This window comes from Photobacterium sp. TY1-4 (genome assembly GCF_025398175.1).
Taxonomy (GTDB): domain Bacteria; phylum Pseudomonadota; class Gammaproteobacteria; order Enterobacterales; family Vibrionaceae; genus Photobacterium.
In genome coordinates this window covers 185,065-211,067 of record NZ_CP099734.1, presented here as the reverse complement: position 1 = coordinate 211,067, position 26,003 = coordinate 185,065, and the positions used below count along the sequence as shown (strand labels likewise).

Sequence of the window (26,003 nt, the reverse complement as noted above, 5' to 3'; positions counted from 1 at the left end):
CATCCGGAAATAACGCAAACGTTTCCTTTTCGCTGTGTTAAAATCGCGCCCAGATTTTCAGCCCCAGTTTTCTAGATTCGGAGTCCCCATGAAACGCGATTTAGCAATGGCATTTTCCCGTGTAACCGAAGGCGCCGCTCTGGCCGGCTACAAATGGCTTGGCCGCGGCGATAAAAATGCCGCCGACGGCGCTGCCGTGGAGGTGATGCGCACCCTGCTGAACCAGACCGAGATTGCCGGTGAAATTGTGATCGGTGAAGGTGAAATCGACGAAGCCCCAATGCTCTATATTGGCGAGCAGGTCGGCATCGGCGGTGATGCGGTTGATATTGCCGTTGACCCCATTGAAGGCACCCGCATGACCGCCATGGGCCAGAATAATGCCCTGGCCGTGCTGGCCGCCGGTGAGAAAGGCTCGTTCCTCAAAGCGCCGGATATGTACATGGAAAAACTGGTGGTCGGCCCTGCCGCCAAAGGGGTGATTGATCTCCACCAGCCGCTGGCGGTGAATCTGGAAAAAATTGCCGCCGCCCTTGGCAAGCCTCTCAACGCTCTGACCGTGACCACCCTGGCTAAACCGCGTCACGATGCCGTGATTGCCGAAATGCAGGCCATGGGCGTGCGCGTGTTTGCCTTCCCCGATGGGGATGTGGCGGCTTCGATCCTGACCTGCATGCCGGACAGCGAAGTCGATGTGATGTACTGCATCGGCGGCGCGCCGGAAGGCGTGGTCTCAGCCGCGGCAATCCGCGCCCTGGGCGGCGACATGCAGGGCCGCCTGCTGCCGCGCCACCAGGTCAAGGGGGATAACGCAGAGAACCGCCGCCTGGGCGAGACGGAAATCATCCGTTGCCGCGAGATGGGCATTGAAGCCAACACCGTGCTGCGCATGGAAGACATGGCCCAGAGCGACAACGTGATTTTTGCCGGCACCGGGATCACCAAGGGCGATCTACTCGACGGGATCAACCGCCAGGGCAATATCGCCACCACTGAAACCCTGCTGATCCGCGGCAAGTGCCGCACCATCCGCCGCATCAAATCGACCCACTACTTAGATCGCAAGGACGACGCCATCAAAGGCCACATCCTGTAACGTCTTCAGGCCAGGTCCCACCCGGGGCCTGGCCACCCCCCCCGTACTCCATTCTTTCCCCACCTTGTCGGTTCTGCCGCTATACTTAGCTTTGTAAAGCTGTTGCTTTATTTACTTGGCTGGCTACATAATAAACCGACACAGGAAAATAAAGCTGCTATGAAAACCATTGATAAAATTCTCAACCGGATGAAACGCGACGGCCCGGTCACCGCCAAGATACTGGCGGATGAGCTCAGCCTCACGACCATGGGCGTCCGTCAGCACCTGCAAGGACTGGAAGAAGAAGGTCTGGTCGATTTCCAGGACATCAAGGCCAAAGTCGGCCGTCCGACCCGCCACTGGAACCTGACGGGCAAAGGACACCGGCGTTTTTCCGATCGCCACGGTGAACTGATTATTCAAATGCTTGATTCTGTCGAGGAGATTTTCGGTGCCGACGGGCTGAGCCAGGTGGTCGAACGGCGGGAGAATCAAACCTTTGAACACTATCAGCATGCCATGGCGGCCAGCACCGATTTAAAAGAAAAACTGGAAATACTGACTACACTGAGGGAACAGGAAGGCTATATGGCAGAGCTGCATCAGGACGGCGAGACGTTCGTTCTGGTGGAGAACCACTGCCCGATCTGCCATGCCGCCAAACGCTGCCCTTCATTATGCAAATCGGAACTCGCCGTCTTCCAGCGCCTGCTGGGAGCAGCGTATCAGATAGAACGAAACGAACACATTATTGCCGGAGAGAGGCGCTGCGCTTATCGAATACAAAAAATGTAAATTAGGAGAGAATTATGGCCGACTGGATCCCCGCAGAAGTCATCACCAACCGCCACTGGAACAGTGATTTATTCAGCCTGAAATTACAGGCCAATATTGAACCCTTTAAAGCCGGACAATTTACCAAACTGGGGCTTGAGATCGACGGTAAACTGATCCAGCGGGCCTACTCTTTTGTGAATCCGCCCAGCGACCCGCACCTGGAAGTGTACGCCACCCGGGTCGCCGACGGCGAGCTGTCCCCACGTCTCCACGCCCTGGAGCAAGGCGACACCGTCTATATTTCCGCCCGTGCCAGCGGCTACTTCACCTTGGACGAAGTCCCGCCCGGAGACCACCTCTGGCTCCTGGCCACCGGGACTGCGATTGGCCCGTACCTGTCGATCCTGCGGGAGGCGCAGGTCTGGCAACGCTTTCGCAAAGTCATCCTGGTCCATGCCGTGCGCTACGCCGCAGACCTCTCCTATCAGGGAGAGATCAATGCGCTGAAAGAGCAGCACCCCGAGCAACTGATTGTGCAGCCGTTCGTCAGCCGCGAGCCCGCGCCGCTGTCCCTGACCGGACGGATCCCGCAGGCCATTGCCGACGGAATGCTCGAGCGCCATATCGGCCTGTCCTTAACCCCGGAACACAGCCAGATCATGCTGTGCGGCAACCCGGAAATGGTCCGGGATACCCGCAACATCCTCGAAACGATGGGCTTTCGCAAAAACTTGCGCCGCAACCCTGGCCAGATCACCATGGAGCGCTACTGGTAACCCATCCCCCGGGACCGGAGTCCATCCGGTCTCATTGCAATCTCTTGCATTATCTCAGGAATGAGCCAGTCGTCCTCCCCCCGGCTGGCTAACTTTAAGGCATAACACATCAACCATCTCCCTTGTCCGGCACGGTCTTCAGCAAGGGAAATAGCAGCGCGAGGCGCGCGACAGGGGAGCTGTTATGCAAGACTTACCGTCATTTGATGAACTCAAAGCCATGGCCGAACACGATCCGCAGGCCCTGGAAACGTTGCGACTGACGATGAGCGAAGAGATCATCCAGCACGCCAGCCCGGCCATGCAGCCGCGCCTGCGCGCCCAGATGAGCCACATCAACCAGGTCATCGCTCAAGGGAAAAACCCCAATCATACCAATGTGATGTTAATGGCAGAGCTGCAACAGCAGCTCAAACGCTTTGCCCAGGCGCTCAATGCCCCGGACACCCTGACCGAGCATGAAGCGGCGGTGATGCCGTTCCGCCGTCCCGAGCAAAAGACGCCGCCAACCGGCACCTAGTCGTCCGCTCTTGTGGCTGCTCCGCATCACGCGAGTGACTGAACCTCATCGCACGAGTTGCTGATCCACATGCTCTAGTTGTGGATCCGCATATAACTGTCGCGGTCCATCTCGCGGATCTCAACCGTCAGGCTGTTGATCCCGGCACCGTGCTGCTCCAGCACCGACAGCAGCCCACGCGACAGCTCACGTTTTTGCGCAGGCTCTCGGCCGGACAGCAGGCTCAGCTCGACATGAATAAAGGTGTTAAGATCGCCCTCCCGGCCGACCAGCCAGGCGCGACACGGGTAACTGCGGGATTTGACGGCCGAGGCATCGAACAGGCCGCAGGCCAGCAGGCACTGGTGCAAGTCTTCCAGTAAGCCGGGCACATTCACCCGCTCGGCTACCGGCTCCGCGTATTCCATCAATAGATTGGGCACATTTTCCTCCATGAATTTTGCAAGGTTACGTCAGACACCCTGTCTGCCTGCCTTCACGTTACCTGATCCCCGGCCGAACGCCAAAACCACGGCAGATTTTTCTACCGCCGATCACGCTCTGATGTTGCGATCGCGCAACCCCAAACCACATTTTTTTTAAAATATTGCCTACCAGGAGTTCACTTTTCGCGGCGAAAAAGGTACAACCGGGCACAGAAATGATTTCGGACAGAAAAAATAGCACTGAAAACTGTTATATTTTTTCACTCGCGCGGATACCCAACAGCCTAGTTGTCTGGCAGCGCTCAGAGAGCTACGCTTTTTGGTATTCTTTTTTACGTCAAATTGATTTGGAGAAAAGCTATGCGCCATCCTGTGGTTATGGGTAACTGGAAGCTAAACGGTAGCAAGGAAATGGTATCTAACCTGCTGAAGGGCCTTGATGCTGAACTCAACGGTGTTGAAGGTGTTGACGTAGCGGTTGCTCCACCAGCGATGTACCTGGATCTGGCCGACCAGCTGATCGGCAAGGCAAACAACAAAATCATTCTGGGTGCCCAGAACGTGGACATCAATGCCAGCGGTGCTTTCACCGGTGACATTTCGCCTGAGATGCTGAAAGACTTCGGCGCCAGCCACATCATCATCGGTCACTCTGAGCGCCGTGAATACCACAACGAGTCTGACGAGTTCGTGGCCAAGAAATTCGCGTTCCTGAAAGAGCACGGCCTGACACCAGTGCTGTGTATCGGTGAGTCTGAAGCTCAGAACGAAGCCGGTGAAACAGTGGCGGTGTGTGCCCGTCAAATCGACGCGGTGATCAACACCCAGGGCGTGGAAGCGCTGAACGGTGCCATCATTGCTTATGAACCAATCTGGGCCATCGGAACCGGCAAAGCAGCAACAGCGGATGACGCGCAGCGTATCCACGCCGCGATCCGTGCTCACATCGCAGAGAAGAGCGAAGCAGTGGCCAAGCAAGTCATTATCCAGTATGGCGGCTCTGTGAAACCAGAAAACGCAGCGGCTTACTTTGCCCAGCCGGACATCGACGGTGCCCTGGTTGGCGGCGCAGCCCTGGACGCTGTCAGCTTTGCTGCCATTGCCAAAGCTGCCGCAGAAGCGAAGAAATAAGCAACTGGCTGAAAGCTTTCAGAACAACAGAAAAACCGCCTCCGGGCGGTTTTTTTTATGCCAAAGAGCAACGCGAGGCCATCAAAAAACCGGCGATAGCGCCGGTTTTTTCGAGATGCGACCAAGCTGTTCACCTGGCGCAGAGCATTGCGGATTTAGAACAGTTTGTTGGCCAGATCGTACAGATCGGTACGAACCGGACGCTTCATGTTCTCAATCGCATCAATGATGTCATGGTGAACCATCTGCTCATTCTGGATCCCCACACAACGGCCGCCTTCGCCTTTCACCAGCAACTCAACCGCATAGGCGCCCATGCGGGAAGCCAGAATGCGGTCAAACGCGGTCGGCTGGCCACCACGCTGGATATGGCCCAGCACAGTCGCGCGGGTTTCACGGCCGGTTTCATCTTCAATGTACTTGGCCAGCTCAGTGGCATCGGTCATCAGCTCGGTCAGGGCAATAATCGCGTGCTTCTTGCCTTTGTAGATCCCTTCTTTGATCTTGGCCAGCAGCTGCTCTTTGTTCAGGCCGGTTTCCGGGGTGATGATGTACTCACAGCCGCCGGCAATCGCTGACATCAGGGTCAGATCGCCACAGTGGCGACCCATCACCTCAACAATCGAAATCCGCTGGTGAGAAGACGAGGTATCCCGCAGACGGTCAATCGCATCAATCACGGTGTTCAGCGCCGTCAGGAAACCAATGGTATAGTCAGTGCCCGCCACGTCGTTATCAATCGTGCCCGGCAGACCGATACATGGGTAACCCATTTCGGTCAGCTTTTTGGCCCCCATGTAAGAGCCATCACCCCCGATCACCACCAGCGCATCAATCCCGTGGATTTTCAGGTTTTCAATCGCCTGAGCGCGCACTTTCTCGTCTTTGAACTCCGGAAAACGCGCCGAACCCAGGAAGGTCCCGCCCTTGTTGATCACATCCGACACGCTCGAGCGGCTCAGCTTCTCAATGCGGTTTTGGTGCAGGCCCTGATAGCCGTCATACACCCCATACACTTCCAGGCCTTCAGACAATGCTGCACGAACCACACCGCGGATCGCCGCATTCATTCCAGGTGCGTCACCACCACTGGTCAAAACACCAATCTTTTTAATCATGGTTACCCTCTGAACTTTGGGAATTGAAAAATCAAATCCGACACGAGTGACCGAGGTTCCCCCGCTCGGTCTCATCCGCCCGATACACGGCCGATGCCCGTGTAAACTGTAACTTTCCTACTAATGTAAGAGTATTACAATTTTGATAAAAACATTTGTTGATTCATGTCACGATCACCTCGGACTGTGGCACCGCACTTTGCGGGCCCCGCCAAGATAAATCAAAACCAATGACATTCGGATGAACAACCAGGCCGTTAGCGCATGACCCGACATCATGCCCTAAGTATATATCCTGTCATCAGAGCCACCAGCTGTGCGTGAGGGGGAGTGACAACCGTGGGCGAGCATCTTTTTCTTCCATGATAATCACGCCGCTCCCGGACACTCACTGGGTCATGTTGGGCAGTATAGCTTTTTTACGTTGAAAATTAATAACAAAAAAGAAAGGAATCTAATTTTCGCGAGGGAAGTTTGAGTTTGTAGGCCAGCGGAACGACAACCGGCCGCAGCGAGGCTGCGACCGTCAGGATTACTGATCTTTTGCGTCGCGCCAGCGCTGCTCACACTGGGCCTGACGTTCACTCATCAGCTGCTGAAACCGGGTTTTCTGTTCATCTGTCAGCATGCTGAACATCTCGTGACGGCTTTTCATCATCGCGACCCGACGCTCGACCTGTTGCTCAACCATCGTCTGCGCCAGCGTGCGCGCCGCCGCTTCGTCAAAGGTATCGGCCAGCATCAGGGCCTGCATCTGCTGATGATGGGCCTGCATTTGTTCACGTTTTCCGGCAAACCCGGCCTTCATCGCCTCACGCTTGCTCTGGCGCATGGCTTTCAGCTGCTGTTGCTGCGCATCGCTCAAATCCAGCTCTTGCATCAGTTTGCGGCCATCCTCCATCCCACAGCCACCGCGGCCTTCCCCTTTACCATGGTGACCACCGTAAGCCAGCACCGAGGCCGAACCGAGTACCAAAGGCAGTGCAATCGCCATCGCCATCATTTTCTTTGTCATTGTCATGTGTTCCTCTCCCATCTCGTGGTCTTCGGGTATGTCTTAAGCATAACGCCCCCCCGGTAAACTGCTGTCGGCAGAACGTAAAGCTGCGTAAAGCTCCGGGACCGACCTTGGTTCGGAGCACAAGTTTAGCGATACTGTGACCATCCTGATTTTTCTCCCGCCACGGGGCGCACGTAGGTAATCGCCATGACAAACATTCTGCTGGTAGATGATGATACCGAGCTGACAGCACTACTGACCGACATTCTGGAGCTGGAAGGCTTTACGGTCATTGAAGCCAATAACGGCGAGCAGGGACTGGCGAAAGTGGATGCCGACATTGACCTGATCCTGCTTGATGTCATGATGCCGGTGATGAACGGCACCGAAATGCTGCGCCGGCTGCGTGAGCAGCACCAGACCCCAGTGCTGATGCTGACCGCCAAAGGCGAAGAAATTGACCGGGTGCTGGGGCTGGAGCTGGGCGCAGACGATTACCTGCCCAAACCGTTCAGCGACCGCGAGCTGCTGGCCCGGATGCGAGCGATTTTGCGCCGTACCCGTCCGTCCCAGGAAGATCCGCGAGATCAGCCGGAGTGCCTGCGCTACCAGGATATCGAGATCTACCCGGGACGCCAGGAAGTGCTGTGCGGAGGGCTGCCGCTGGTCATGACCGGGACCGAGCTCGCCCTGCTCAGCTATTTCATCAGCCATCCCGGGACCATCATTGCCAAAGAGGCGCTGAGCCTGGAAGTGCTGGGCAAGCGGCTGACGCCGTTTGATCGGGCCATCGATATGCATGTGTCGAACTTGCGCAAAAAACTGCCGCCGCGCGATGACGGCAAACCGCGGATCAAAACCCTACGCGGCAAAGGCTACCTGCTGGTCGAGGCGACGCCATGAGCCCGGCGCTGGCCCACTGGCGCGCCGCGGCAAGCCGCCACCGGGAAAGGCTCATGAAATTCCCGCTGTTTTCCAGCCTCTACGGCCGCATTTTCGCAATTTTCTGGCTGACCCTGCTGTTGGTGGTCTTCACCCTAGTGTTGCTGCCGATCCTGGATCCGCGGACCCAGCACACCATTCCCGCACCTGATCTACACCGTTTTCAGGCTGCGGCACAGAACATCGGTTTACGGCTGGCCGAAGCTCGCGGCCCGGCAGGGCAACGACTGCAGCAACTCACCCACGACAGCCGCCGCAAGGGGTTTCAGCTCTACTTCACCTCGACGGAAGGGGAGATCATCGCCCCGGACGGTCGCAATAAAGCCTTGCGCAACTTCATCACCATGGCGGACGACCCCGCCAAGCCGCGACAACGCCTCTACGGACGCTGGATGATGGCCGGACCATTTCAGGTCGATGCCCAACCGGCACCGGTGCTGATGTATGTCGGCCGGATCTGGCACCGGCCGCCCCCCTTTTTCATCCAAATCCTCGATAAGCCGTTGCAGCTGCTGCTGGTCACCATGCTGGTCAGTACCCCGCTCCTGCTCTGGCTGGCCTGGGCCGTGACCATTCCGGCCCGGCGCCTGCAGCAAGCCGCCGAACGGGTCGCGACCGGCCAGTTCGAGGCCGATCCGACGCTGGAAGCCGGTCCCCGCGAGTTCCGCCAGGCCGGGGCCAGCTTCAACCAGATGGTGCGGGCGATCAACCAGACAATCAGCGGCCAGCAACGCCTGCTGTCAGATATCTCCCATGAGCTACGCTCACCACTGACCCGGCTGCGAATGGCAACCGCCCTGGCCAAGCGCAAACAAGGCGACAGCGCAGAGCTGGCCCGGATTGATACCGAAGCCGAGCGGCTGGAAAAGATGATCAGCGAGTTGCTGGAGCTCTCGCGCATGCAAAGTAACGGTCAGGGGCAACGCGAGCACACCGATGCCGGCAGCCTGTGGCTGGAGATGCTGGAAGACGCCCGCTTTGAAGCCGAGCAGTGCCAAAAGCAACTCGATTACGGCACGCTGGAAGCCTGGCCGCTCTGTGGTAATCCGGGACTGCTGATCAGTGCACTGGAAAATGTCGTTCGCAATGCGATCAAATATGGCCGCGAGACCATTCAAATCCGCTTCCAACCGGGGGCTGACCACTTGGAAATCTGGATTGATGACGATGGCGAGGGGGTGCCGGACAGTGAGCTCGGGGATATCTTCCGCCCCTTCTATCGCGTCTCGACCGCCCGGGATCGCAGCAGTGGAGGAACAGGGCTTGGCCTGGCCATTACCGACAGTGCCATCCGCCAGCACAACGGCACCGTCAGCGCCAGCCGTAGCCCGCTGGGCGGCCTGCAAATTCGCCTGACGTTACCGCTCGACACAACGCCGGCTTAAACGGCTGCCCGGCTCAGGAGACATCACGTCCGGGCCGGGCCTCCGGGTTCCTGCCAGAGCGAGCTCCGGCAACAACACAATAGCATTTGCGCCCCGGCGCCGGACTTGCCACAATGACGCCACCTAACTTTTCGCCTGACCGATCTATGTTTGATATTGCGTTGTATGAGCCGGAAATTGCCCCCAATACCGGCAATATTATCCGCCTGTGTGCCAACTGCGGCGCCAACCTCCACCTGATTGAGCCGCTGGGTTTCGATCTGGAAGAGAAAAAACTGCGCCGCGCAGGACTGGACTACCACGACCTGGCCCACGTCACCCGCCATGCCAATTTCGAGGCCTTTCTGGCCGCCGTCGGCGAGCGGCGGTTGTTTGCCTGCACCACCAAGGCGACCCAGTTCCACACCCAGGCTGAATTCCGGGAAGGGGATATTCTGCTGTTCGGCCCCGAGACCCGCGGCCTGCCCACCGAGATCATCGACAGCTTGCCCCCGGCCCAGCGATTGCGGATCCCGATGCACCCGGACAGCCGCAGCCTCAACCTGTCCAATGCCGCTGCCATTATCGGCTATGAAGCCTGGCGCCAACTGGGATTTGACGGCGCCTGCTGACACCTGCCGCGACAATTCCCGATCAAAAAAGCGAGAGCCCGGCTCTCGCTTTTTTAATTCTTGCTTCTGGCATGATTCCCCAGAGTGATGCACCGTGTCCGTCATGCACGGATATCCTTCGCGCGGCGTTAAATCCCGTCTCCGGCGATAAACGTCTGGGCCGAGCCGTTAAACTGCTGGTCCATATCCATTGAGGGTTTCTCACTGCTCGGGCGCCCGACAATTTTCGCCGGCACCCCGGCCACTGTGGTATGCGGCGGTACCGGGTTCAGCACCACAGAGCACGAGCCGATCTTGGCCCCTTCGCCCACCTCGATATTGCCGAGGATCTTGGCCCCGGCACCAATCATCACCCCTTCACGGATCTTCGGATGACGATCGCCGCTCTCTTTCCCGGTCCCCCCGAGCGTGACATCCTGCAGGATCGACACATCATTCTCGATCACCGCCGTTTCCCCGATCACAATCCCGGTGGCATGGTCAAACATGATCCCCTGGCCAATCCGCGCGGCCGGGTGTACATCGACCTGGCAGGTGACCGAAATCTGATTTTGCAAATACACCGCCAGCGCGACCCGTTTCTGTTTCCACAGCCAGTTGGCGACCCGGTAGCCCTGCAGGGCATGGTAACCTTTGAGGTACAACAGAGGGATCGAGTACATCTCCACCGCCGGGTCGCGCTCGACGACCGCCCGGATATCGCACGCTGCCGACTCGGTGATCATACAGTCTGCTGCAAAAGCTTCCTCAATCACTTCCCGCACCGCCATGGCCGGCATCGAAGGGGTAGCCAGTTTATTGGCCAGGATGTAACTCAACGCCGCCGCTAAGTTATCATGCTTGATAATGGTGGCATGATAAAAGCTGGCCAGCATCGGCTCCTGATCCGACTGCTTTCGCGCTTCCCGCTTGATCGCCTGCCAGACCTCATATTGTTGACATTCCCTCACATCATCCTCTGTATCGTCATCAGTTCCCAAATACCCAGCTGATTTACTGCTCAACTGGCTATAACTTTAACGCGCTCAGCAAAAAAAACAACGCGAGCCTTGCGGCTCGCGTTGTTTGATAGACATCAGCTTGATACGCACCAGCCAGTGCAAGTGACAATTACTCGTCTTTCTTCTCACGCGCCAGCAAGGCTTTGGCTGCATCCCGGGCATCTTTGCCCTGGTACAACACCTGATATATCTGCTCGGTGATCGGCATCTCCACCCCATAACGCTGGGCCAGAACCCAGACTTCCTTGGTGTTACGATACCCTTCGACCACCTGGCCGATCTCCACTTGGGCGGCGTCGACATCTTTGCCCTGGCCCAACGCCAGGCCAAAGCGCCGGTTGCGCGACTGGTTATCGGTACAAGTCAGCACCAGATCGCCCAGACCGGCCATCCCCATAAAGGTTTCCGGCTGCGCACCCAAGGCGGCTCCCAGACGGCACATTTCCGCCAGACCGCGAGTGATCAGGGCCGTCCGGGCGTTGGCACCAAAGCCAATACCGTCCGACATCCCGGCACCAATCGCAATCACGTTTTTCACTGCGCCGCCCAGTTGCATCCCGATAAAATCGGTATTGCTATAGACCCGGAACGTTTTGCTGCAGTGAATTTTCTCCTGCAGATCACGCACAAAGGCCTCGTCCGGCGACGACACCGCAATCGCGGTCGGCAAACCAGCGGCCAGCTCTTTGGCAAACGTCGGTCCGGACAGCACCGCCAGCGGAATGTCCTCACCCAGCACTTCCGTCGCCACATCTTTGAGCAGACGGCCAGTTTCCGGCTCAAGCCCTTTGGTGGCCCAGCAAATCCGCGAATCTTCCCGCAGGAAAGGCTTCACGTTTGCCAGCACGTCACCAAACACATGGCTCGGCACAACCACCAACAGATCCTGGCTGGCCTGGACCGCCGCTTCCAGATCCGCTGAGATAATCAGCGAGTCGGGAAACGCCACTCCCGGCAGAAAAGCTTCATTGGCGCGGTCCATCTCAAGCTGCGCCATATGCGCCGGCTCGTGGCCCCACAAGATGACATTGGCCCCGTTACGGGCCAGCGAAATCGCCAATGAGGTCCCGTATGATCCTGCGCCCAGGACGGTCATGGTGATGGCTTGATTGGCATTCTGATTCATATCGGCCACGCAGCGAATTAAGCTTCGCTGTTCTCAGCGTTTTCCTGCGCCTGGTTTTGCAGGTAGTTCATGAACAGCGCGTCGAAGTTCACCGGCGCCAGGTTCAGTTGTGGGAACGTGCCCTTCACAACCAGGCTGGAAATCGTTTCACGCGCATACGGGAACAGGATATTCGGGCAGAAGGCACCCAGGCAGTGGGCCAGTTGCGGCGCTTCCATGCCAGCGACAGAGAAAATACCACCTTGCTGAACTTCACACAGGAACGCTGTGTCTTCGGCATTTTTCACGGTGACCGTCAGGCGCAGAACGACTTCGAACACACCTTCAGCCAGCTCGCGGCTTTGGGTATCCAGATCCAGTTTCACATCAGGATTCCACTCTTTCTGGAACATTTCTGGTGAATTTGGCGCTTCAAAAGAGACGTCTTTCAGGAAGATACGCTGGATTTGGAAGTTCTGTTGTGCTTCGTTGTTTGCTGCTTCAGCCATTTTCGTGTCCTTTTTCTCTCACTCTCAACTACATGAGATTTTCAAATTCGCAGCCGCACCGATGAATCGTCACGGACTGCACAAAGGGTCAAACGGGATGGACGCACCACCCCGCCCGAATACTTATCGCTTGCCTTTACCTGATTTGCTGCGGATCAGCGGCAGGTTGGCTTCATTCCAGGAGATCAGGCCGTCTTTCAGCAGACTGACCTTTTCAAACCCGGCCTTATGTAACAGGTTAGCGCTTTCGTGTGCGGTCTGGCCTGTTTTGCATACCACAATGATTGGGTCGGATTTGTGCTTTTCAAGCTCAGCAAAGTTCTGCTCTTTGATCTGGCTCGGCAAAATGTGAAGTGCGCCCGAAATATGGCCCTGACGATATTCATCGCGGCTGCGGATATCGATAAAGACACCGTTCTCACGATTGGCCAGCGCTGTCGCCTGGTTCGGGGTCACGACCGAGTAGCCGGCTGTCTTCTGTTTGACGAACGACGCGATGATCGCCACCACCAAACCAACCCAAATCAGAGATAAAATGGGATTACTTGTAACAAAATCGATATATTGCTGCATGATTTTCGCTCTATTTCTCTCAATATCAGACACCTGAGGCCAGGGCCAGACTCCAGCTTAAAAGGACCCTGAGTATACCCGTGGCAACCTTATTGTACAGCAAGCAACAGCAATTCCGCGCGATGGCTCACTGGATCCCCTTCGCAGTATACCCGCTCATCGTCCCTTGTTCGGCGAGACCTTTCAATGAAATTGAAAAAAACTCTCATTTAGGGCTTACACTTCAAGACAGAAATGAATATATTTTTACGTAAGAAGATAACAATCTATTTACAGTATTGTTTGATCCCGACCTACATTTTCGGCCATTATCTGTAGTAAAATTACATATCGACCGGATCAATCACCTTAGCCCACTGCCCGCTCGGTCCAGACGGTTAAGGTAATTGGTCTAATTGAATACTCAGATTTCTAACTTTACGAGAGGACAAGATATGTCTGCTAAGAAGCCACTGGCTTTAGTGATCCTGGATGGTTGGGGCTACCGCGAAGACAACACCAGCAACGCCATTGCCAATGCCAGCACCCCGGTTCTGGACGGACTGATCGCCAACGAGCCGAACACGCTGATCTCTGCATCGGGGATGGATGTCGGCCTGCCTGACGGCCAGATGGGGAACTCTGAAGTCGGCCACACCAATATTGGTGCCGGTCGCGTGGTTTACCAGGATCTGACCCGAATCACCAAATCCATTGCCGATGGCGACTTCTTCCACAATGACGCCTTGGTTGGCGCGATGGATAAAGCGATCAACGCAGGCAAAGCGGTCCACATCATGGGCCTGATGTCCCCGGGTGGCGTTCATAGCCACGAAGATCATATCGCCGCAGCGGTTGAAATGGCCGCCCAGCGTGGTGCCGAGAAAATCTACCTGCATTGCTTCCTGGACGGCCGTGATACGCCGCCACGCAGCGCCCAGGCATCACTGGAGCGGTTCGACGCCCTGTTTGCCAAGCTCGGCAAAGGCCGCACGGCATCGCTGGTTGGCCGCTACTACGCCATGGACCGGGACAACAACTGGGATCGCGTTGCGCAAGCCTACGACCTGCTGACCGCAGCCAAGGCAGACTTCACCGCCGATAGCGCTGTGGCCGGCCTGGAAGCTGCCTATGCCCGTGACGAAAACGACGAGTTCGTCAAAGCCACTGTGCTCCGTGCAGCGGGCCAGGAAGATGCCGCCATGGTTGATGGCGATGCCGTGATCTTCATGAACTACCGTGCCGACCGTGCCCGCCAGATCACCCGCGCCTTTGAAGCCGATTTTGCCGGCTTCGAGCGTACCCAGTTCCCGCAACTGGCTGATTTCGTGATGCTGACCCAATACGCGGCTGACATTAACCTGTCGATCGCCTTCCCGCCGGAGGGCCTGGAAAACACCCTGGGTGAGTGGTTGTCGAAACAAGGCAAAAAGCAGCTGCGGATTTCTGAAACCGAAAAATATGCCCACGTGACTTTCTTCTTCAACGGCGGGGTCGAAAACGAGTTTGACGGCGAGTCACGCCAGCTGGTTGCCTCACCGAAAGTGGCGACTTACGATCTGCAGCCGGAAATGAGCGCGCCGGAGCTGACCGACAAACTGGTCGCCGCGATCAAGGGCGGCGAGTTCGACACCATCATTTGTAACTACCCGAACGGCGACATGGTCGGCCACACCGGTGTATACGATGCAGCGGTGAAAGCCTGTGAAGCCGTTGACGGCTGCATCGGCCGCATTGTTGAAGCGATCCGCGAAGTGGACGGCCAACTGCTGATCACCGCGGACCACGGCAATGCCGAAATGATGGTGAACCCGGAAACCGGCGGTATTCACACCGCGCACACCAACCTGCCGGTGCCGCTGATCTATGTCGGCAGCAAAGCCCTGAGCCTGAAAGACGGCGGCAAGCTGTCTGATCTGGCGCCGACCATGCTGGCGCTGTCCGATATGGAAATCCCGTCAGAGATGTCTGGTCAGGTGCTGTTTGATCTGAAATAATCCCTCCTATGCGGGATCAGATCACACGCCTCAACCAACTGCTCCGCGCCAGTGCTTTTAGCACTGGCGCTTTGCTATGCCTGGCGTTTACCCCGCCGGCCCTTGCGGCCAGCCAGCAACAACTCGACGGCGTAAAACAGGAAATCTCCCGTCAGCAGAGCCAACTGGGAAGCAAGCAGAAAGAAATCAATACGCTGCAGCAATCGCTCAAAAAACAGGAACTGGCCATTGCCGCGACCGCCCGGAAAATTCATCAGGCCGAGACCAAGGTCAACGCCCTGAAGCGCTCGATCCAGACGCTGCAACAAGAGCAACAGGCGCTGTTACAGCAACAGCTGGGCCAGCAAGAGATGCTCAAAGAGCTGATCAATGCCCACTATCGGCAAGGAAAACACAGTCAACTGGCGACCTTACTCAGCGGCATCGATCAGGACCGCCTGGATCGCATGACGGTGTATGCCGAGCGGCTGAGCCAGGCCCGGGCCCGGGTACTGGATGAGCTGGCGGCGACTAAAACCGAGCTACAGCTCAAAACCCATCAGCTGTCCCAGCAACGCCAGCAACAGCAGGGTTTACTGGCCCAACTGACCGACGAAAAACGCCAGCTGGAGCGGGAGCAACAACAGCGGCAAAAAACCGTCCGCACCATCAAAGGCCAGCTCAAGTCAGATACTCAGTACCTGTCCGAACTCAAGCAGAATGAAAAACGCCTGGTCGACGAGATCGCCAAAGCCAAGGCGGCCGCCGAGGCCGCACGCCGGGTGGCGATGAACGGCTTGGCCGGACAACAGGGGAAACTCCCCTGGCCGGTGAAAGGGACAATCCGCCATCGCTTCGGCAGTCCGCAGCAAGGGGAGCTGCGTTGGAAAGGGCTGGTGATCGACAAACCCAAAGGCAGCCAGGTCAATGCCATCTCTGGCGGCAAAGTTGTCTTTGCCGACTGGCTGCGCGGCTACGGCCTGATGGTCGCCGTGGATCACGGTAAAGGGTATATGAGCTTTTACGGCTACAACCAAACCTTGCTGAAAAAAGTCGGGGATACGGTACAGCCGAACGAAGCCATTGCGCTGGTGGGAGACAGCGGGGGCCAGGAAAGCGCGGCGCTCTATTTTGAGATCCGGCGCAAAGGCACCGCCCTCGATCCGCAAGGCTGGCTGACGAGGTAGACGGCACGGGAGCAGAACAAAATGCAACGGATTGCAATATGGATTTCTCTGCTCTGCGGGCTTTGGCTACCGGGGCCGCTGGCGGCCGCGCGGCTGGCCATTGTCATCGATGATCTCGGCTACCAGGCGATGCCGGCTGAACTGGCCCGCCTGCCGGCCGAAGTCAGCATCTCTATTTTGCCCGATACCCCATACGATCTGAACACGGCCTACCTGGCCCGGGGGCAGCAGCGGGATATTCTACTGCACATGCCGATGGAGCCCGACCACGACGCACCACTCGAGCACACCACCCTGACCCTGGCGATGTCACGACAGCACTTACAACGCACGCTGCGCCATGCCCTGAGCCGGGTACCGTATGCCATGGCGGTCAATAACCATATGGGCAGTGCCTTAACCCAGGATGTCCGGGCCATGGACTGGGTGATGGAAGTGCTGCGCGAGCAGGGACTGTATTTTCTCGACAGCCGCACCACGGCCAAATCGGTCGCCCTCAAGCGAGCCAACCTCCGGGGCGTCGGGGCCCTGCGCCGCCATGTCTTTCTCGACCACCTCAGAACTCCGGCATTTGTCAGCCACCAGCTCCAACAAGCCATTCGGCAGGCGCAGCGGGACGGCTATGCCATTGCCATTGGCCACCCCTACCCCGAAACCTTGAGCACGCTGGCCGAACAGCTCCCGACCCTGGCCGGTCACAATGTCCGGCTGGTCCGCTTGTCCGAACTCTATCCCTAGCGCCAGGACGTTATACGTCCCGGGTCACCTGCTCACAGTAGTGTGATTCCAGCATCAGCACCTGCGCTTTGCCTTTGGCCGTTGTCAGCGGACGAACAATGCTGAGCATTTGCAGCACCCCCTGGTAAATCACCGCCTTGGTAATTTGAGCGCCGACGGCCTGGGTGGTCTGATAACAAATCCAGCTGGAGGCGACCAGCTTCAGGGTATTGGCCAGACTGAGCAGCTCCGCATCATCCAGATCCAGCAGCCCGCTGGTCCGGAAGCTCTTCATCATCGCCATGATGTTGCCGTGCAGGGACTCCTGAGCCGCCAGGTATTTCTGCTGCAACTCTGGATCCCGGCGTAAAATATCCGGCAAATTGGCATAGAAAAACCGGTATCGCCACATCAGCATGAATACCGCATCCAGGTAACCCAATAGATTATCAGCAGTTACGGCCGCCGCTTCCTGAGGCTGGAAACGAATCCGTAAATCCTGAGCGTATTCATCAAAAATACTGTGTATAATCTCTTCTTTATTGCGAAAATGATAATACAGATTGCCGGGGCTGATCCCCAGATGAGCGGCAATATGGTTCGTGGTTACATTTGGCTCACCGCTGTCGTTAAACAGTGTCAGTGCGGCCTGAATAATTCTGTCGCGGGTCTTCATTTGCTTCTCACTATCGTCACCCGAAGGCAATAGTGTAATGTTATCACAAAGAATATTCATCGCGGTGGCAGTGATGCGGCCGTGGTCCCAATGCATCAAATACGGGAAGACGCATGATTATTGTAACTGGTGGCGCCGGCATGATCGGCAGCAACATTGTCAAAGCGCTCAATGAGCAGGGTCGTAACGACATCCTGGTGGTCGACAACCTCAAAGATGGCACCAAATTCGCCAATCTGGTTGATCTGGATATCGCCGACTACATGGACAAAGAAGACTTCATCACCCAGATCATGGCTGGTGATGAATTCGGCCCCATCGACGCAATTTTTCATGAAGGCGCCTGCTCTGCCACCACTGAGTGGGACGGCAAGTACATGATGCTGAACAACTACGAGTATTCGAAAGAGTTGCTGCACTACTGCCTGGAGCGTCAGATCCCGTTCCTGTATGCGTCTTCAGCGGCCACTTACGGCGGCCGTGACCATGATTTTATCGAAGAGAAACCGTATGAAGGCGCACTGAACGTCTACGGCTACTCCAAGCAGCAGTTCGACAACTATGTCCGCCGCCTGTGGCAAGATGCCGAAGCCCACGGCGAAACCCTGTCGCAAATTACCGGCTTCCGCTACTTCAACGTCTACGGACCACGTGAGCAGCACAAGGGCAGCATGGCCTCAGTCGCGTTCCATCTGCACACCCAAATCAGCAAGGGCGAGCAGCCGAAACTGTTCGAAGGCTCGGAAAATCTCAAGCGTGATTTCGTCTACGTCGGTGATGTCTGTAAAATGAACCTGTGGTTCTGGGAGCAGGGCGTATCCGGGATCTTCAACTGCGGCACCGGCACCGCAGAATCCTTCACCGAAGTCGCCAAAGCCGTCGTGAAACACCACGGCAAAGGGAACGTCGAAGAAATTCCATTCCCGGAGCATCTGAAAGGCCGCTACCAGAAGTTTACCCAGGCCGATCTGACCAAGGTCCGCGCCGCCGGCTACCCGCACGAATTCAAGTCGGTCGCCGAAGGCGTTGCTGAGTATCTGGCGATATTGGATCAGTAAGACGCACGCAGGTAGCAGGAAACACCGTTGGTAAGCGGGTCTCCCGCCCTGCCGAGCCGGGTTCACAACTGAGCCCGGCAGACCACCGCTGCCTGCCATACTGCTGATTCGAGTTCAGTAAAAAATGCACGTGATTTTGTGGTATGCTGCGCCTGTTGTGCAAAACATCCCGGTAGTGGGATCTGCGTGTCCTTTGGGCGAATAAAAATAGACTCAATAAAATCGTCCCAAACACAAACAGACCGTGACCCAAACGGCACAGCCTGCGTGCCCATAACGATTTTATCCATCACCAAAAACAAACAATGACAGCAGCCGACGGTCACAAGAGATTTGAGTACATGGCGAACAACCGAGCAGTATTACACATCTGCCTGTCGAAGGGATGGGGCGGACTGGAGATGTATCCCATTCGCACCGGCAAACAATTGATCGACAAAGGCTGGAAAGTGCTGGGGCTTTGCATTCGGGGCACCCGCGTCGCCGAGGGGATGCGTGAGCAAGGTTTTGAGGTTTTCGAAATCAACAGCAAAGCCGCCGTACTGCCCCAGCTGATGACCCTGAAACGCTGGCTGGCGGCCCATCACGTCAACGTGATCCACTGTCACAAATCCGGCGACGTTGTTGTTGCAGCCCTGCTCGACACCGTCGGGGATTTCAAAGTCATCTTTACCGAACACATGGGCAGCTCCAGCTCCAGAAACGATCTCTATCATCGCTGGGTTTATCGGCATGTCGACCAGGTCTTGTCGATCAGCAATTTCACCAAACAGCGGAATATCAAAGCGCTTCCTGTTCCGGTGGAGAAAATTCACCGACTCTGGCTCGGAACCGACATCCGCCCTGCCATTGATGATCCGGCACAGATTGCCACCATCCGTGAGGGCCTCGGGATTCCCCCGCAAGCCATCGTGATTGGCACCGTGGGGCGAATCGACAAAGGTAAAGGACAACGCGAATTACTCGAAGCCTTTCTCAGCCTGACCCAGCAACATCCGGCCCTGCCATTGCACTTACTGATTGTCGGCGGGTTGAACGCAGAACAGGGTTCAGACGATGGCATCGTCGCTGAAATGCAACAGGCGATCACTTCGTCCGGCATGGCATCACAGATCCACCTCGTCGGCTTTCGCCGGGATACCGGCAACATGCTCGCGGCGATGGACATCTGTGCCATTCTCTCGCACCAGGAAGCCTTTGGCCTGACGGTTATAGAAGCCATGGCCGCCCGGAAACTGATCCTGGGCGCTTCCACCGGTGCAGTCCCGGAAATTCTCGGTGAACATTACCCCTACATCACCGACCCGCTGGATATCCGCGCTATTACCGATACGCTGGCAACCATAGTCAGCGAGCTCGAGTCACTCAAACCGCTGTCTCTGGCGCTCCAGCAGCGAGCGGCACAACACTTCAGTACAGAAACACATATTGCGGCACTAGAATTAATTTATGATGAACGTTAATCAGGCAATGAAGACATCGATGAATGTCACGGTGATCGAGAAAGCCCTCATTGCTTTTTTTGGACTGTCCCTGTTTACCTCAAAAGCCGGTCTGAATATTTCCGTCGGGTTACTCCTGCTGTATTTTATCTGCGCCTGCTTTAACAATCGGGAATACCGTCAGCAGATCGTGCAGTGCAAAGTTTTCATGCTGGCGATCGGACTCTATTTCGTGGGCCTGCTGTCCACAATTCTCTATCCGACCACCGGGCCAGACACGGCTTACTTTGCCCGAAAAGCGGCATTTTTGCTCGCGATTCCCTGTCTGTTCCTGTTGAACCGAAAACCGGAAAATAAGCGTGTTGCCATCTATGCGATGATCATTAGTTTTATTCTCGCAGCCCTGCTCGCGCTCTATCACGCCCTGAGCCTGGAACACTGGCAAGAAGAACGGATCAGCAGTTTTCTCGACGTGGGTCGCTGGTCAGAAATCCTGACCTACTTCCTGGTATTTACGTTGCCGATCGCCCTGGATCACAAAGAGCGCCAAACCAAACGCTTCTTTCTGATCGCATTGCTGATCATTGGCTACGTCTGCCTGATTTTGAGTGGTTCACGCGGCGCGATGCTCACAACCTTTGGCATCAGTACCCTGTTTTTACTGGCCCTCAACCGCAGAGTGTTATACCGGGTCGCCGTCGCCAGCTTGGTCATTTTACCCTTGCTTGTCGTCATATTCCCGACCAAAGCAACGCTTATCCAAGAACGGGTTGCCAGTATTGTCAACACGAACGACGAGTCGAATTCGGCCCGTTTAACCATGTGGCAGACCGGTGCATCATTTGCAGCAAACAATCTGCAACAGAACCCGATGGCCTTTTTCTTTGGTTCTGGTCCATTGAATTTCGAGCACGAGTTTAAAAGCTTTACGATCGACCGTAATAACAATACAGATATTACTCAAACACAGATATTTTCATACACGGATACCCACAACGGTATTTTAGATGCCTCGCTAAAACTCGGGGTGATTTATGAATCGCTGTTCATTGTCTTGATTGCACTCATCGCTCGGGCAATGTTACGCGCCACACCGAATATTAAATACTCTGGCTTGTGTGTTATCGCGGCATTCTTCAGCATTGGGATGTTCTATACCAATCAATTAGAATATCAGACGATTTGTTTCTTCTATTTCTTATCCATCTCACTATCTCACATCCGGGAGCATCACGATGCTTAAAGCGAGTATTATCGTAGCTTTTTATAATGATATTAAAAGCTTGAAAATGATTTTATCGGCGCTGAAAAATCAATATCGTGATGACTTTGAGGTGGTGATTGCAGATGATGGTTCGCGGGATGAGATTGTCGAGCAAATCAACGCGCTGATCCCCGAATACCCTTTCCAGATACAACATGCCTGGCATGAAGATTCTGGCTTTCGTAAAAATCGTATTCTGAATCAGGCCTTGCTGCAAGCAAGCTATGACTACCTGATTTTTATCGACGGCGATTGTATTCCACAGGATAATTTTGTTCATGATCACCTGGCGCATGCCGCGCCAAACACCTGTCTCAACGGCAGACGGGCCGATCTGTCACCATCGGTAAGCCAGACCATTCGTGAGGATGACAACACACCACCTAATCAGCTTTTTAAAACGTATTGGAAAGCAATTCTTACCGACTATGTTCGTGGCCACGGTAAAAATATTGAAAAGGGTCTGCGTATCGTCAATCCGACCCTGAGCCAATACCTGAACAAGAAAGATAAAGGCTTGGTTGGATGTAACTTTTCACTATTCAAGTCGAGCCTGCTCAAGATCAATGGATTCGATGAGCGCTATGAGTCGCCAGGCGTCGGGGAAGATAGCGATATTGAATACCGGCTCCGCCTGGATGGGGTGAAAATTAAGAATATCTTTTATTTGGCCAACCAAATTCACCTGTACCACACCATTCGGTTCAGAGACTCGATTAACCAAGACATTTTCTTGGAAGTCCAAAGACAGCAGATGAAAATCACCCCTTATGGGATTGAAAAAGCCTGATCACCAACAATTGCCCTGAACGGTGACGATTGCTGCATACCTGCCAGCCGGTATGCAGCATCACCATCCCCTGGCCAAGGAGCGATTCCCCAATCAAATCTCACGTCTGAAGGCGACTTTCGGCTGTAGAATCCGGCACTTCCCCACCCGCATCACGCTACCTTTTCCAGCCACTTTTCTGTACTATCAGCAGAACATCGTCTGAGAGACACGCGCATGCAGCATTTGATCTTCAAACTGAGAAATAAAGTCAGAATATCCGAGCACAATCACATCGACATCTCCCCAAAATCCAGAATACGTCAGTGTGATATTTCGATCAAAGGTTCCAACAACACGCTCATTATTAAAGATGGCGTGAATATCAAAGGATCGATTATCGAAATAAACGGAAATCATTGCACCCTGATCTTTGAGGAGGGTTCCGTCATCGGTGAGCGGTGTTACTTTTCCTGTCGGGAGGACAATACCAAATTATCGGTGGGTAAAAACACGATGTTTTCGAGAAATATTAAAATCATGACCAGTGATGGCCACGATATTTATCAAAACGGGCACCGAATCAACCCGGCCAAAGATATCTATATCGGCGAACATGTCTGGATCGCGGATAATGTCACGGTGCTCAAAGGCACCTCTATCGGCGATCACAGTGTCATCGGTATGAATGCACTGGTCACCAAAGATATCGGCGACAATAAACTTGCTGTGGGGAGTCCGGCCAAAGCCATCAAGGACAATATCACTTGGGATGAAAAACTCACCTTTTGATTGACCGGAGAGAGCATGAAATTCCTAAATAAACTCTATTTTTACCTACGCGCCGTCCCAAAAACCCTGTTATTCAACTTTTACTACCTGCCGCTGAACCAGGCCCTCAAATTACCGATGATTGTCAGTCATCGCGTCAAAATCGAGCGCCTGTCTGGCAAAATTGAACTCGTCGGCCAAATCAGAACCGGAAAAATCCGCATTGGTTTCGGCAAAGTTCAAATCGCCGACCCGGCCCGTTCACGTGCATTATGGGCCGTCTCGCCACAAGGCCGAATCACCTTCCATCCCAAAGTCAAACTGGGCACAGGCACGAAACTGGATGTCCGCGGCCATCTGGAGATCGGGGAAGGGTCCAACTTCACCGGTGAAGCCACCATCATCTGTAACCATAAAATACAGTTTGGGAAAAACAGTCTCATCTCCTGGCAAACCCTGTTTATGGATACCGATCAGCACAGCATCGTGGATCAACATCACCAGCGACTGAACCCGGACCAGCCCATCCAAATCGGCAACGATGTATGGATTTGCGCCAAAAGCACCATCCTCAAAGGCGTCACCATCGGCAACAACAGTATTGTGTCCGCCAATGCCAACGTCACCCGGACGTTTCCTGAGTCCGATCTGATCCTCGGTGGTAATCCGGCGAAGCCAATCTCCAGCCTCGAAGGTAAAAAATTCGTTCATTAGCGCCGCCTTTCCTTATAAACTTCACAACAGATAGATTGACCCATCAGGCACGACGTAAAATGAAAATACTAATTATTGGCCCATCCTGGGTCGGCGATATGGTGATGTCGCAGACGCTTTATACCAGCCTCAAGCAACAACACCCACACGCCACAATTGATGTGATCGCGCCCGCCTGGTGTAAACCACTCCTGGAACGCATGCCGGAAATCAACCAAGCGCTCGAGATGCCGATTGGCCATGGTGAATTCAACTTAACAGGCCGCTACCAGATCGGGAAATCCCTGCGTGGACACGGATATACCCATGCCTATGTCCTGCCCAATTCCGCCAAGTCTGCACTGATCCCCCTGTTTGCCAAGATTCCGTCCCGAACCGGCTGGAAAGGGGAGTCACGCTACGGGCTGCTCAATGATCTGCGGAGCAACAAAAAACAATTCGGATTGATGGTCGAGTGCTACTGCGCCCTGGCCTACGACAAGGCCCGGATGGCGGACAGCAGCTGCCTCCCGGCGATTCCGCATCCGAAACTGAATGTGGATCAAGCCCAACAAGCAGCCTCAATGGCGCGATTAGGCCTCAGTGACGAGCGTCCTGTGCTGGGGATGTGCCCGGGGGCTGAATTCGGCCCGGCCAAACGCTGGCCTGAACACTATTTTGCCGAAGTCGCCAACGCCATGATTAAAGCCGGGTTCCAGGTCTGGCTGTTTGGCTCACAAAAAGATCAAGCCGTAACTAATGACATCGTTTCGCAGCTGGCGCCGGAACATCGCCAGCATTGTGCGAACCTGGCCGGCCAAACGCAGCTGGTTGAGGCCATCGACCTGCTGGCGAAGTGCCGGATTGTCCTGAGCAACGATTCAGGCCTGATGCACATCGCTGCAGCCGTCGGCACCAAAATTGTCGCCCTGTATGGCTCTACCTCGCCCGACTACACACCGCCGCTCGCCGAGCAGGTTGCCATCCTCCACACCGATATCGAATGCCGCCCGTGCTTCAAGCGCGAGTGTCCTTACGGCCATCTGAAGTGTCTGAAAGAGCTGATGCCGTCGCGGGTTGTAGACGCCATCCACAAACTCAACGTAGAAGCGCAAGCATGATGCTGAGATACCTTTACTCGGCCCTGCTGTACCTGGCCTGCCCGTTCTTTCTGGTAAAGCTGTACCGGCACCATCCGGACAAGCCCGCGGTCGGCCGCCGCTGGCGGGAGCACTTTGGCTTCTGTCCGCCGCTCACAGGCCAGCGGCCTGTCTGGATCCATGCAGTTTCTGTCGGCGAGGTGATCGCCGCCAGCGAGCTGATCCGTGCCTTGCACCGCCAGTATCCGAACCAGGCACTGCTACTCACGACCACCACCAGCACCGGCGCCGCTCAGGCCGCCAAGCTGGCAGATATTGCCGAACATCGCTATATGCCGCTGGATTTCGGCTGGGCCGTGCGCCGGTTTCTGAACATCACCCGGCCCCGGGCATTGCTGATCATGGAAACCGAGCTGTGGCCAAATACCCTACGCCAAGCCAAGCGGGCCGGTATTGCAGTTACCGTGCTCAACGCCCGCCTGTCCGAGCGCTCTTGCCAGCGCTACCGGAAAGTCCAGCCGCTGTTTGATCTCGCCCGCATAAACATTGACCTGCTGCTTTGCCAGCACCCGGATGATGCCGATCGCTTTCAGCGGCTCGGGGTCAGCCCATCACAGGTTCAGGTGACCGGCTCTCTGAAATTTGACCTCGCCATCAGCGACACCATCCGCAGCCAAGGCGCCGCGCTGCGTCGGCAACTGGGTTCACGCCCGGTGTGGATTGCCGCCAGTACCCACCAGGGAGAAGATGAACAAATTCTGACAGCCTTCCGGCAAATCAAAACCCAATGCCCGGACGCGCTGCTGATGCTGGTGCCACGCCATCCCGAACGCTTTGCCGCCGTCTCCCAACTGTGCAGCCAGGCAGGATTCGATTGGGTTCGGCGCACGGATACCGGTGATCAGCCGCTCCCGGCCTCATGTGAGATTTACCTCGGCGACACCATGGGGGAAATGCTGATGATGTTTGCTGCGGCCGATATCGCTTTCGTCGGCGGGAGCCTGATCGGGGACAAGGTCGGCGGCCACAATATGCTGGAACCTGCCGCCCTGGCCAAACCTGTCCTGACGGGGCCCAGCTACTATAACTTTACGGACATTGCCCAGCAGCTGATCCATCGCGGCGGCTGCCGGGTCTGTGAAGATGCGGCGCAGTTAGCCCAACAAGTCACCACCCTATTGTGTGACACGCAGCAGTGTGAAGCCATGGGCGCCAATGCACGGGCGGTGCTGGAAGAAAACCAGGGGGCAATTGCGAAGACCCTGGCGGCTATCTCACGGACGTTAACAGCGCAACAGTCCTGACAACTCAGAATCTGAACAATGGCGCTAAGGGCTCTATCGCTGCTAGGAGCCTTTGCTCGCAAGCCCCTGCCATCAGTATATTTTGCCAGAAACAAGAAAGTCAGCCGCAGCTGACT

27 protein-coding genes are annotated in these 26,003 nt (G+C 55.7%); 19 read left to right on the top strand and 8 right to left on the bottom strand.

Features of this window, described 5'->3' with window-relative positions; all coding sequences use genetic code 11:
• The first annotated feature begins 88 nt into the window (after window positions 1-88).
• The 4 genes from glpX (at window position 89) to NH461_RS00985 (ending at window position 3,151) form a co-directional block, all read left to right on the top strand.
• Window positions 89-1,096, top strand: coding sequence for a class II fructose-bisphosphatase (gene glpX / locus NH461_RS01000; protein ID WP_261601517.1), 1,008 nt, complete (start codon window positions 89-91; stop codon window positions 1,094-1,096).
• Between the two features lie 159 nt (window positions 1,097-1,255).
• On the top strand, window positions 1,256-1,873 hold the full coding sequence (locus tag NH461_RS00995) for a helix-turn-helix transcriptional regulator (protein ID WP_261601516.1): 618 nt from the start codon (window positions 1,256-1,258) through the stop codon (window positions 1,871-1,873).
• 14 nt (window positions 1,874-1,887) lie between these two features.
• The gene (locus NH461_RS00990; RefSeq protein ID WP_261601515.1) at window positions 1,888-2,631 is read left to right on the top strand and encodes a ferredoxin--NADP reductase; all 744 of its coding nucleotides are present in this window, start codon (window positions 1,888-1,890) and stop codon (window positions 2,629-2,631) included.
• Between the two features lie 184 nt (window positions 2,632-2,815).
• Window positions 2,816-3,151 carry a DUF3135 domain-containing protein gene (locus NH461_RS00985; protein ID WP_261601514.1) on the top strand — a complete coding sequence of 112 codons (336 nt, stop codon included), beginning with the start codon at window positions 2,816-2,818 and terminating at the stop codon, window positions 3,149-3,151.
• A 74-nt stretch (window positions 3,152-3,225) separates the two neighbouring features.
• Here the strand turns inward: NH461_RS00985 and NH461_RS00980 are convergent, their stop codons facing one another.
• A complete protein-coding gene (locus NH461_RS00980; protein ID WP_261601513.1) occupies window positions 3,226-3,573 on the bottom strand; it encodes a 5-carboxymethyl-2-hydroxymuconate Delta-isomerase in 348 nt (115 codons plus the stop codon).
• A gap of 363 nt (window positions 3,574-3,936) precedes the next feature.
• Here NH461_RS00980 and tpiA point away from each other — a divergent pair, with 363 nt between their 5' ends.
• Window positions 3,937-4,707: a triose-phosphate isomerase gene (gene tpiA / locus NH461_RS00975; protein WP_261601512.1), complete on the top strand. Its 771-nt coding sequence runs from the start codon at window positions 3,937-3,939 to the stop codon at window positions 4,705-4,707.
• A 155-nt stretch (window positions 4,708-4,862) separates the two neighbouring features.
• Here tpiA and pfkA read toward each other — a convergent pair whose 3' ends face one another.
• Together pfkA and NH461_RS00965 are read right to left on the bottom strand one after the other, a co-directional pair.
• Window positions 4,863-5,825: a 6-phosphofructokinase gene (pfkA, locus tag NH461_RS00970; protein ID WP_261601511.1), complete on the bottom strand. Its 963-nt coding sequence runs from the start codon at window positions 5,823-5,825 to the stop codon at window positions 4,863-4,865.
• Window positions 5,826-6,357: 532 nt separating this feature from the next.
• On the bottom strand, window positions 6,358-6,846 hold the full coding sequence (locus tag NH461_RS00965) for a CpxP family protein (protein ID WP_261601510.1): 489 nt from the start codon (window positions 6,844-6,846) through the stop codon (window positions 6,358-6,360).
• Window positions 6,847-7,032: 186 nt separating this feature from the next.
• On the opposite strand from NH461_RS00965, the gene NH461_RS00960 reads away from it, so the two are divergent.
• From NH461_RS00960 to trmL, 3 genes are all read left to right on the top strand, one after another.
• Window positions 7,033-7,728 (top strand): response regulator, encoded by a 696-nt coding sequence (locus NH461_RS00960; RefSeq protein ID WP_261601509.1) that lies wholly within the window; start codon window positions 7,033-7,035, stop codon window positions 7,726-7,728.
• Between the two features lie 53 nt (window positions 7,729-7,781).
• Window positions 7,782-9,152, top strand: a complete 1,371-nt coding sequence (gene cpxA, locus NH461_RS00955) for an envelope stress sensor histidine kinase CpxA (protein ID WP_261602797.1) — start codon at window positions 7,782-7,784, stop codon at window positions 9,150-9,152.
• 146 nt (window positions 9,153-9,298) lie between these two features.
• Window positions 9,299-9,763, top strand: a complete 465-nt coding sequence (trmL, locus tag NH461_RS00950) for a tRNA (uridine(34)/cytosine(34)/5-carboxymethylaminomethyluridine(34)-2'-O)-methyltransferase TrmL (RefSeq protein ID WP_261601508.1) — start codon at window positions 9,299-9,301, stop codon at window positions 9,761-9,763.
• A 128-nt stretch (window positions 9,764-9,891) separates the two neighbouring features.
• Here trmL and cysE read toward each other — a convergent pair whose 3' ends face one another.
• The 4 genes from cysE to NH461_RS00930 form a co-directional block, all read right to left on the bottom strand.
• A complete protein-coding gene (gene cysE / locus NH461_RS00945) occupies window positions 9,892-10,713 on the bottom strand; it encodes a serine O-acetyltransferase (protein ID WP_261601507.1) in 822 nt (273 codons plus the stop codon).
• Window positions 10,714-10,873: 160 nt separating this feature from the next.
• Window positions 10,874-11,890, bottom strand: a complete 1,017-nt coding sequence (gene gpsA, locus NH461_RS00940) for an NAD(P)H-dependent glycerol-3-phosphate dehydrogenase (protein ID WP_261601506.1) — start codon at window positions 11,888-11,890, stop codon at window positions 10,874-10,876.
• Window positions 11,891-11,907: 17 nt separating this feature from the next.
• Window positions 11,908-12,378 carry a protein-export chaperone SecB gene (gene secB / locus NH461_RS00935; protein WP_261601505.1) on the bottom strand — a complete coding sequence of 157 codons (471 nt, stop codon included), beginning with the start codon at window positions 12,376-12,378 and terminating at the stop codon, window positions 11,908-11,910.
• 123 nt (window positions 12,379-12,501) lie between these two features.
• Window positions 12,502-12,951, bottom strand: coding sequence for a rhodanese-like domain-containing protein (locus NH461_RS00930; RefSeq protein ID WP_261601504.1), 450 nt, complete (start codon window positions 12,949-12,951; stop codon window positions 12,502-12,504).
• 434 nt (window positions 12,952-13,385) lie between these two features.
• Between NH461_RS00930 and gpmM the strand changes: the two genes are divergently transcribed.
• Genes gpmM through NH461_RS00915 form a run of 3 tightly spaced genes read left to right on the top strand, consistent with a single transcriptional unit; the run spans window position 13,386 to window position 16,831 of the window.
• Window positions 13,386-14,927 (top strand): 2,3-bisphosphoglycerate-independent phosphoglycerate mutase, encoded by a 1,542-nt coding sequence (gene gpmM, locus NH461_RS00925; protein WP_261601503.1) that lies wholly within the window; start codon window positions 13,386-13,388, stop codon window positions 14,925-14,927.
• An 8-nt stretch (window positions 14,928-14,935) separates the two neighbouring features.
• The gene (locus tag NH461_RS00920; RefSeq protein ID WP_261601502.1) at window positions 14,936-16,093 is read left to right on the top strand and encodes a peptidoglycan DD-metalloendopeptidase family protein; all 1,158 of its coding nucleotides are present in this window, start codon (window positions 14,936-14,938) and stop codon (window positions 16,091-16,093) included.
• A 21-nt stretch (window positions 16,094-16,114) separates the two neighbouring features.
• On the top strand, window positions 16,115-16,831 hold the full coding sequence (locus tag NH461_RS00915; RefSeq protein ID WP_261601501.1) for a divergent polysaccharide deacetylase family protein: 717 nt from the start codon (window positions 16,115-16,117) through the stop codon (window positions 16,829-16,831).
• 10 nt (window positions 16,832-16,841) lie between these two features.
• Here the strand turns inward: NH461_RS00915 and NH461_RS00910 are convergent, their stop codons facing one another.
• Entirely contained in the window at window positions 16,842-17,486 is a 645-nt protein-coding gene (locus tag NH461_RS00910; RefSeq protein WP_261601500.1) for a TetR/AcrR family transcriptional regulator, read from the bottom strand.
• Between the two features lie 113 nt (window positions 17,487-17,599).
• On the opposite strand from NH461_RS00910, the gene rfaD reads away from it, so the two are divergent.
• The 8 genes from rfaD (at window position 17,600) to waaA (ending at window position 25,887) form a co-directional block, all read left to right on the top strand.
• Window positions 17,600-18,544 carry an ADP-glyceromanno-heptose 6-epimerase gene (gene rfaD, locus NH461_RS00905; RefSeq protein ID WP_261601499.1) on the top strand — a complete coding sequence of 315 codons (945 nt, stop codon included), beginning with the start codon at window positions 17,600-17,602 and terminating at the stop codon, window positions 18,542-18,544.
• A 341-nt stretch (window positions 18,545-18,885) separates the two neighbouring features.
• The gene (locus tag NH461_RS00900; RefSeq protein WP_261601498.1) at window positions 18,886-20,007 is read left to right on the top strand and encodes a glycosyltransferase family 4 protein; all 1,122 of its coding nucleotides are present in this window, start codon (window positions 18,886-18,888) and stop codon (window positions 20,005-20,007) included.
• A 19-nt stretch (window positions 20,008-20,026) separates the two neighbouring features.
• Entirely contained in the window at window positions 20,027-21,229 is a 1,203-nt protein-coding gene (locus NH461_RS00895; protein ID WP_261601497.1) for an O-antigen ligase family protein, read from the top strand.
• On the top strand, window positions 21,222-22,040 hold the full coding sequence (locus NH461_RS00890) for a glycosyltransferase (protein ID WP_261601496.1): 819 nt from the start codon (window positions 21,222-21,224) through the stop codon (window positions 22,038-22,040). Before NH461_RS00895 ends, NH461_RS00890 begins: the two co-directional genes overlap by 8 nt.
• A 216-nt stretch (window positions 22,041-22,256) precedes the next feature.
• Entirely contained in the window at window positions 22,257-22,811 is a 555-nt protein-coding gene (locus NH461_RS00885) for an acyltransferase (RefSeq protein ID WP_261601495.1), read from the top strand.
• A gap of 15 nt (window positions 22,812-22,826) precedes the next feature.
• On the top strand, window positions 22,827-23,504 hold the full coding sequence (locus NH461_RS00880; RefSeq protein ID WP_261601494.1) for an acyltransferase: 678 nt from the start codon (window positions 22,827-22,829) through the stop codon (window positions 23,502-23,504).
• Between the two features lie 59 nt (window positions 23,505-23,563).
• Window positions 23,564-24,604: a lipopolysaccharide heptosyltransferase II gene (gene waaF, locus NH461_RS00875; RefSeq protein WP_261601493.1), complete on the top strand. Its 1,041-nt coding sequence runs from the start codon at window positions 23,564-23,566 to the stop codon at window positions 24,602-24,604.
• The gene (gene waaA, locus NH461_RS00870) at window positions 24,601-25,887 is read left to right on the top strand and encodes a lipid IV(A) 3-deoxy-D-manno-octulosonic acid transferase (RefSeq protein WP_261601492.1); all 1,287 of its coding nucleotides are present in this window, start codon (window positions 24,601-24,603) and stop codon (window positions 25,885-25,887) included. Before waaF ends, waaA begins: the two co-directional genes overlap by 4 nt.
• The last annotated feature ends 116 nt before the right edge of the window (window positions 25,888-26,003 follow it).

Excerpts from the sequence above, each read along its gene's own strand:
- waaF (WP_261601493.1), top strand. The coding sequence starts at position 23,564 with ATGAAAATACTAATTATTGGCCCATCCTGGGTCGGCGATATGGTGATG.
- waaA (WP_261601492.1), top strand. The coding sequence starts at position 24,601 with ATGATGCTGAGATACCTTTACTCGGCCCTGCTGTACCTGGCCTGCCCG.
- NH461_RS00915 (WP_261601501.1), top strand. The coding sequence starts at position 16,115 with ATGCAACGGATTGCAATATGGATTTCTCTGCTCTGCGGGCTTTGGCTA.
- pfkA (WP_261601511.1), bottom strand. The coding sequence starts at position 5,825 with ATGATTAAAAAGATTGGTGTTTTGACCAGTGGTGGTGACGCACCTGGA.
- rfaD (WP_261601499.1), top strand. The coding sequence starts at position 17,600 with ATGATTATTGTAACTGGTGGCGCCGGCATGATCGGCAGCAACATTGTC.
- NH461_RS00880 (WP_261601494.1), top strand. The coding sequence starts at position 22,827 with ATGAAATTCCTAAATAAACTCTATTTTTACCTACGCGCCGTCCCAAAA.
- NH461_RS00890 (WP_261601496.1), top strand. The coding sequence starts at position 21,222 with ATGCTTAAAGCGAGTATTATCGTAGCTTTTTATAATGATATTAAAAGC.
- NH461_RS00960 (WP_261601509.1), top strand. The coding sequence starts at position 7,033 with ATGACAAACATTCTGCTGGTAGATGATGATACCGAGCTGACAGCACTA.
- trmL (WP_261601508.1), top strand. The coding sequence starts at position 9,299 with ATGTTTGATATTGCGTTGTATGAGCCGGAAATTGCCCCCAATACCGGC.
- gpsA (WP_261601506.1), bottom strand. The coding sequence starts at position 11,890 with ATGAATCAGAATGCCAATCAAGCCATCACCATGACCGTCCTGGGCGCA.
- NH461_RS00885 (WP_261601495.1), top strand. The coding sequence starts at position 22,257 with ATGCAGCATTTGATCTTCAAACTGAGAAATAAAGTCAGAATATCCGAG.
- NH461_RS00920 (WP_261601502.1), top strand. The coding sequence starts at position 14,936 with ATGCGGGATCAGATCACACGCCTCAACCAACTGCTCCGCGCCAGTGCT.
- NH461_RS00930 (WP_261601504.1), bottom strand. The coding sequence starts at position 12,951 with ATGCAGCAATATATCGATTTTGTTACAAGTAATCCCATTTTATCTCTG.
- NH461_RS00895 (WP_261601497.1), top strand. The coding sequence starts at position 20,027 with ATGAATGTCACGGTGATCGAGAAAGCCCTCATTGCTTTTTTTGGACTG.
- cpxA (WP_261602797.1), top strand. The coding sequence starts at position 7,782 with ATGAAATTCCCGCTGTTTTCCAGCCTCTACGGCCGCATTTTCGCAATT.
- NH461_RS00990 (WP_261601515.1), top strand. The coding sequence starts at position 1,888 with ATGGCCGACTGGATCCCCGCAGAAGTCATCACCAACCGCCACTGGAAC.
- NH461_RS00985 (WP_261601514.1), top strand. The coding sequence starts at position 2,816 with ATGCAAGACTTACCGTCATTTGATGAACTCAAAGCCATGGCCGAACAC.
- secB (WP_261601505.1), bottom strand. The coding sequence starts at position 12,378 with ATGGCTGAAGCAGCAAACAACGAAGCACAACAGAACTTCCAAATCCAG.
- NH461_RS00965 (WP_261601510.1), bottom strand. The coding sequence starts at position 6,846 with ATGACAATGACAAAGAAAATGATGGCGATGGCGATTGCACTGCCTTTG.
- NH461_RS00995 (WP_261601516.1), top strand. The coding sequence starts at position 1,256 with ATGAAAACCATTGATAAAATTCTCAACCGGATGAAACGCGACGGCCCG.
- NH461_RS00910 (WP_261601500.1), bottom strand. The coding sequence starts at position 17,486 with ATGAAGACCCGCGACAGAATTATTCAGGCCGCACTGACACTGTTTAAC.
- glpX (WP_261601517.1), top strand. The coding sequence starts at position 89 with ATGAAACGCGATTTAGCAATGGCATTTTCCCGTGTAACCGAAGGCGCC.
- gpmM (WP_261601503.1), top strand. The coding sequence starts at position 13,386 with ATGTCTGCTAAGAAGCCACTGGCTTTAGTGATCCTGGATGGTTGGGGC.
- NH461_RS00900 (WP_261601498.1), top strand. The coding sequence starts at position 18,886 with ATGGCGAACAACCGAGCAGTATTACACATCTGCCTGTCGAAGGGATGG.
- tpiA (WP_261601512.1), top strand. The coding sequence starts at position 3,937 with ATGCGCCATCCTGTGGTTATGGGTAACTGGAAGCTAAACGGTAGCAAG.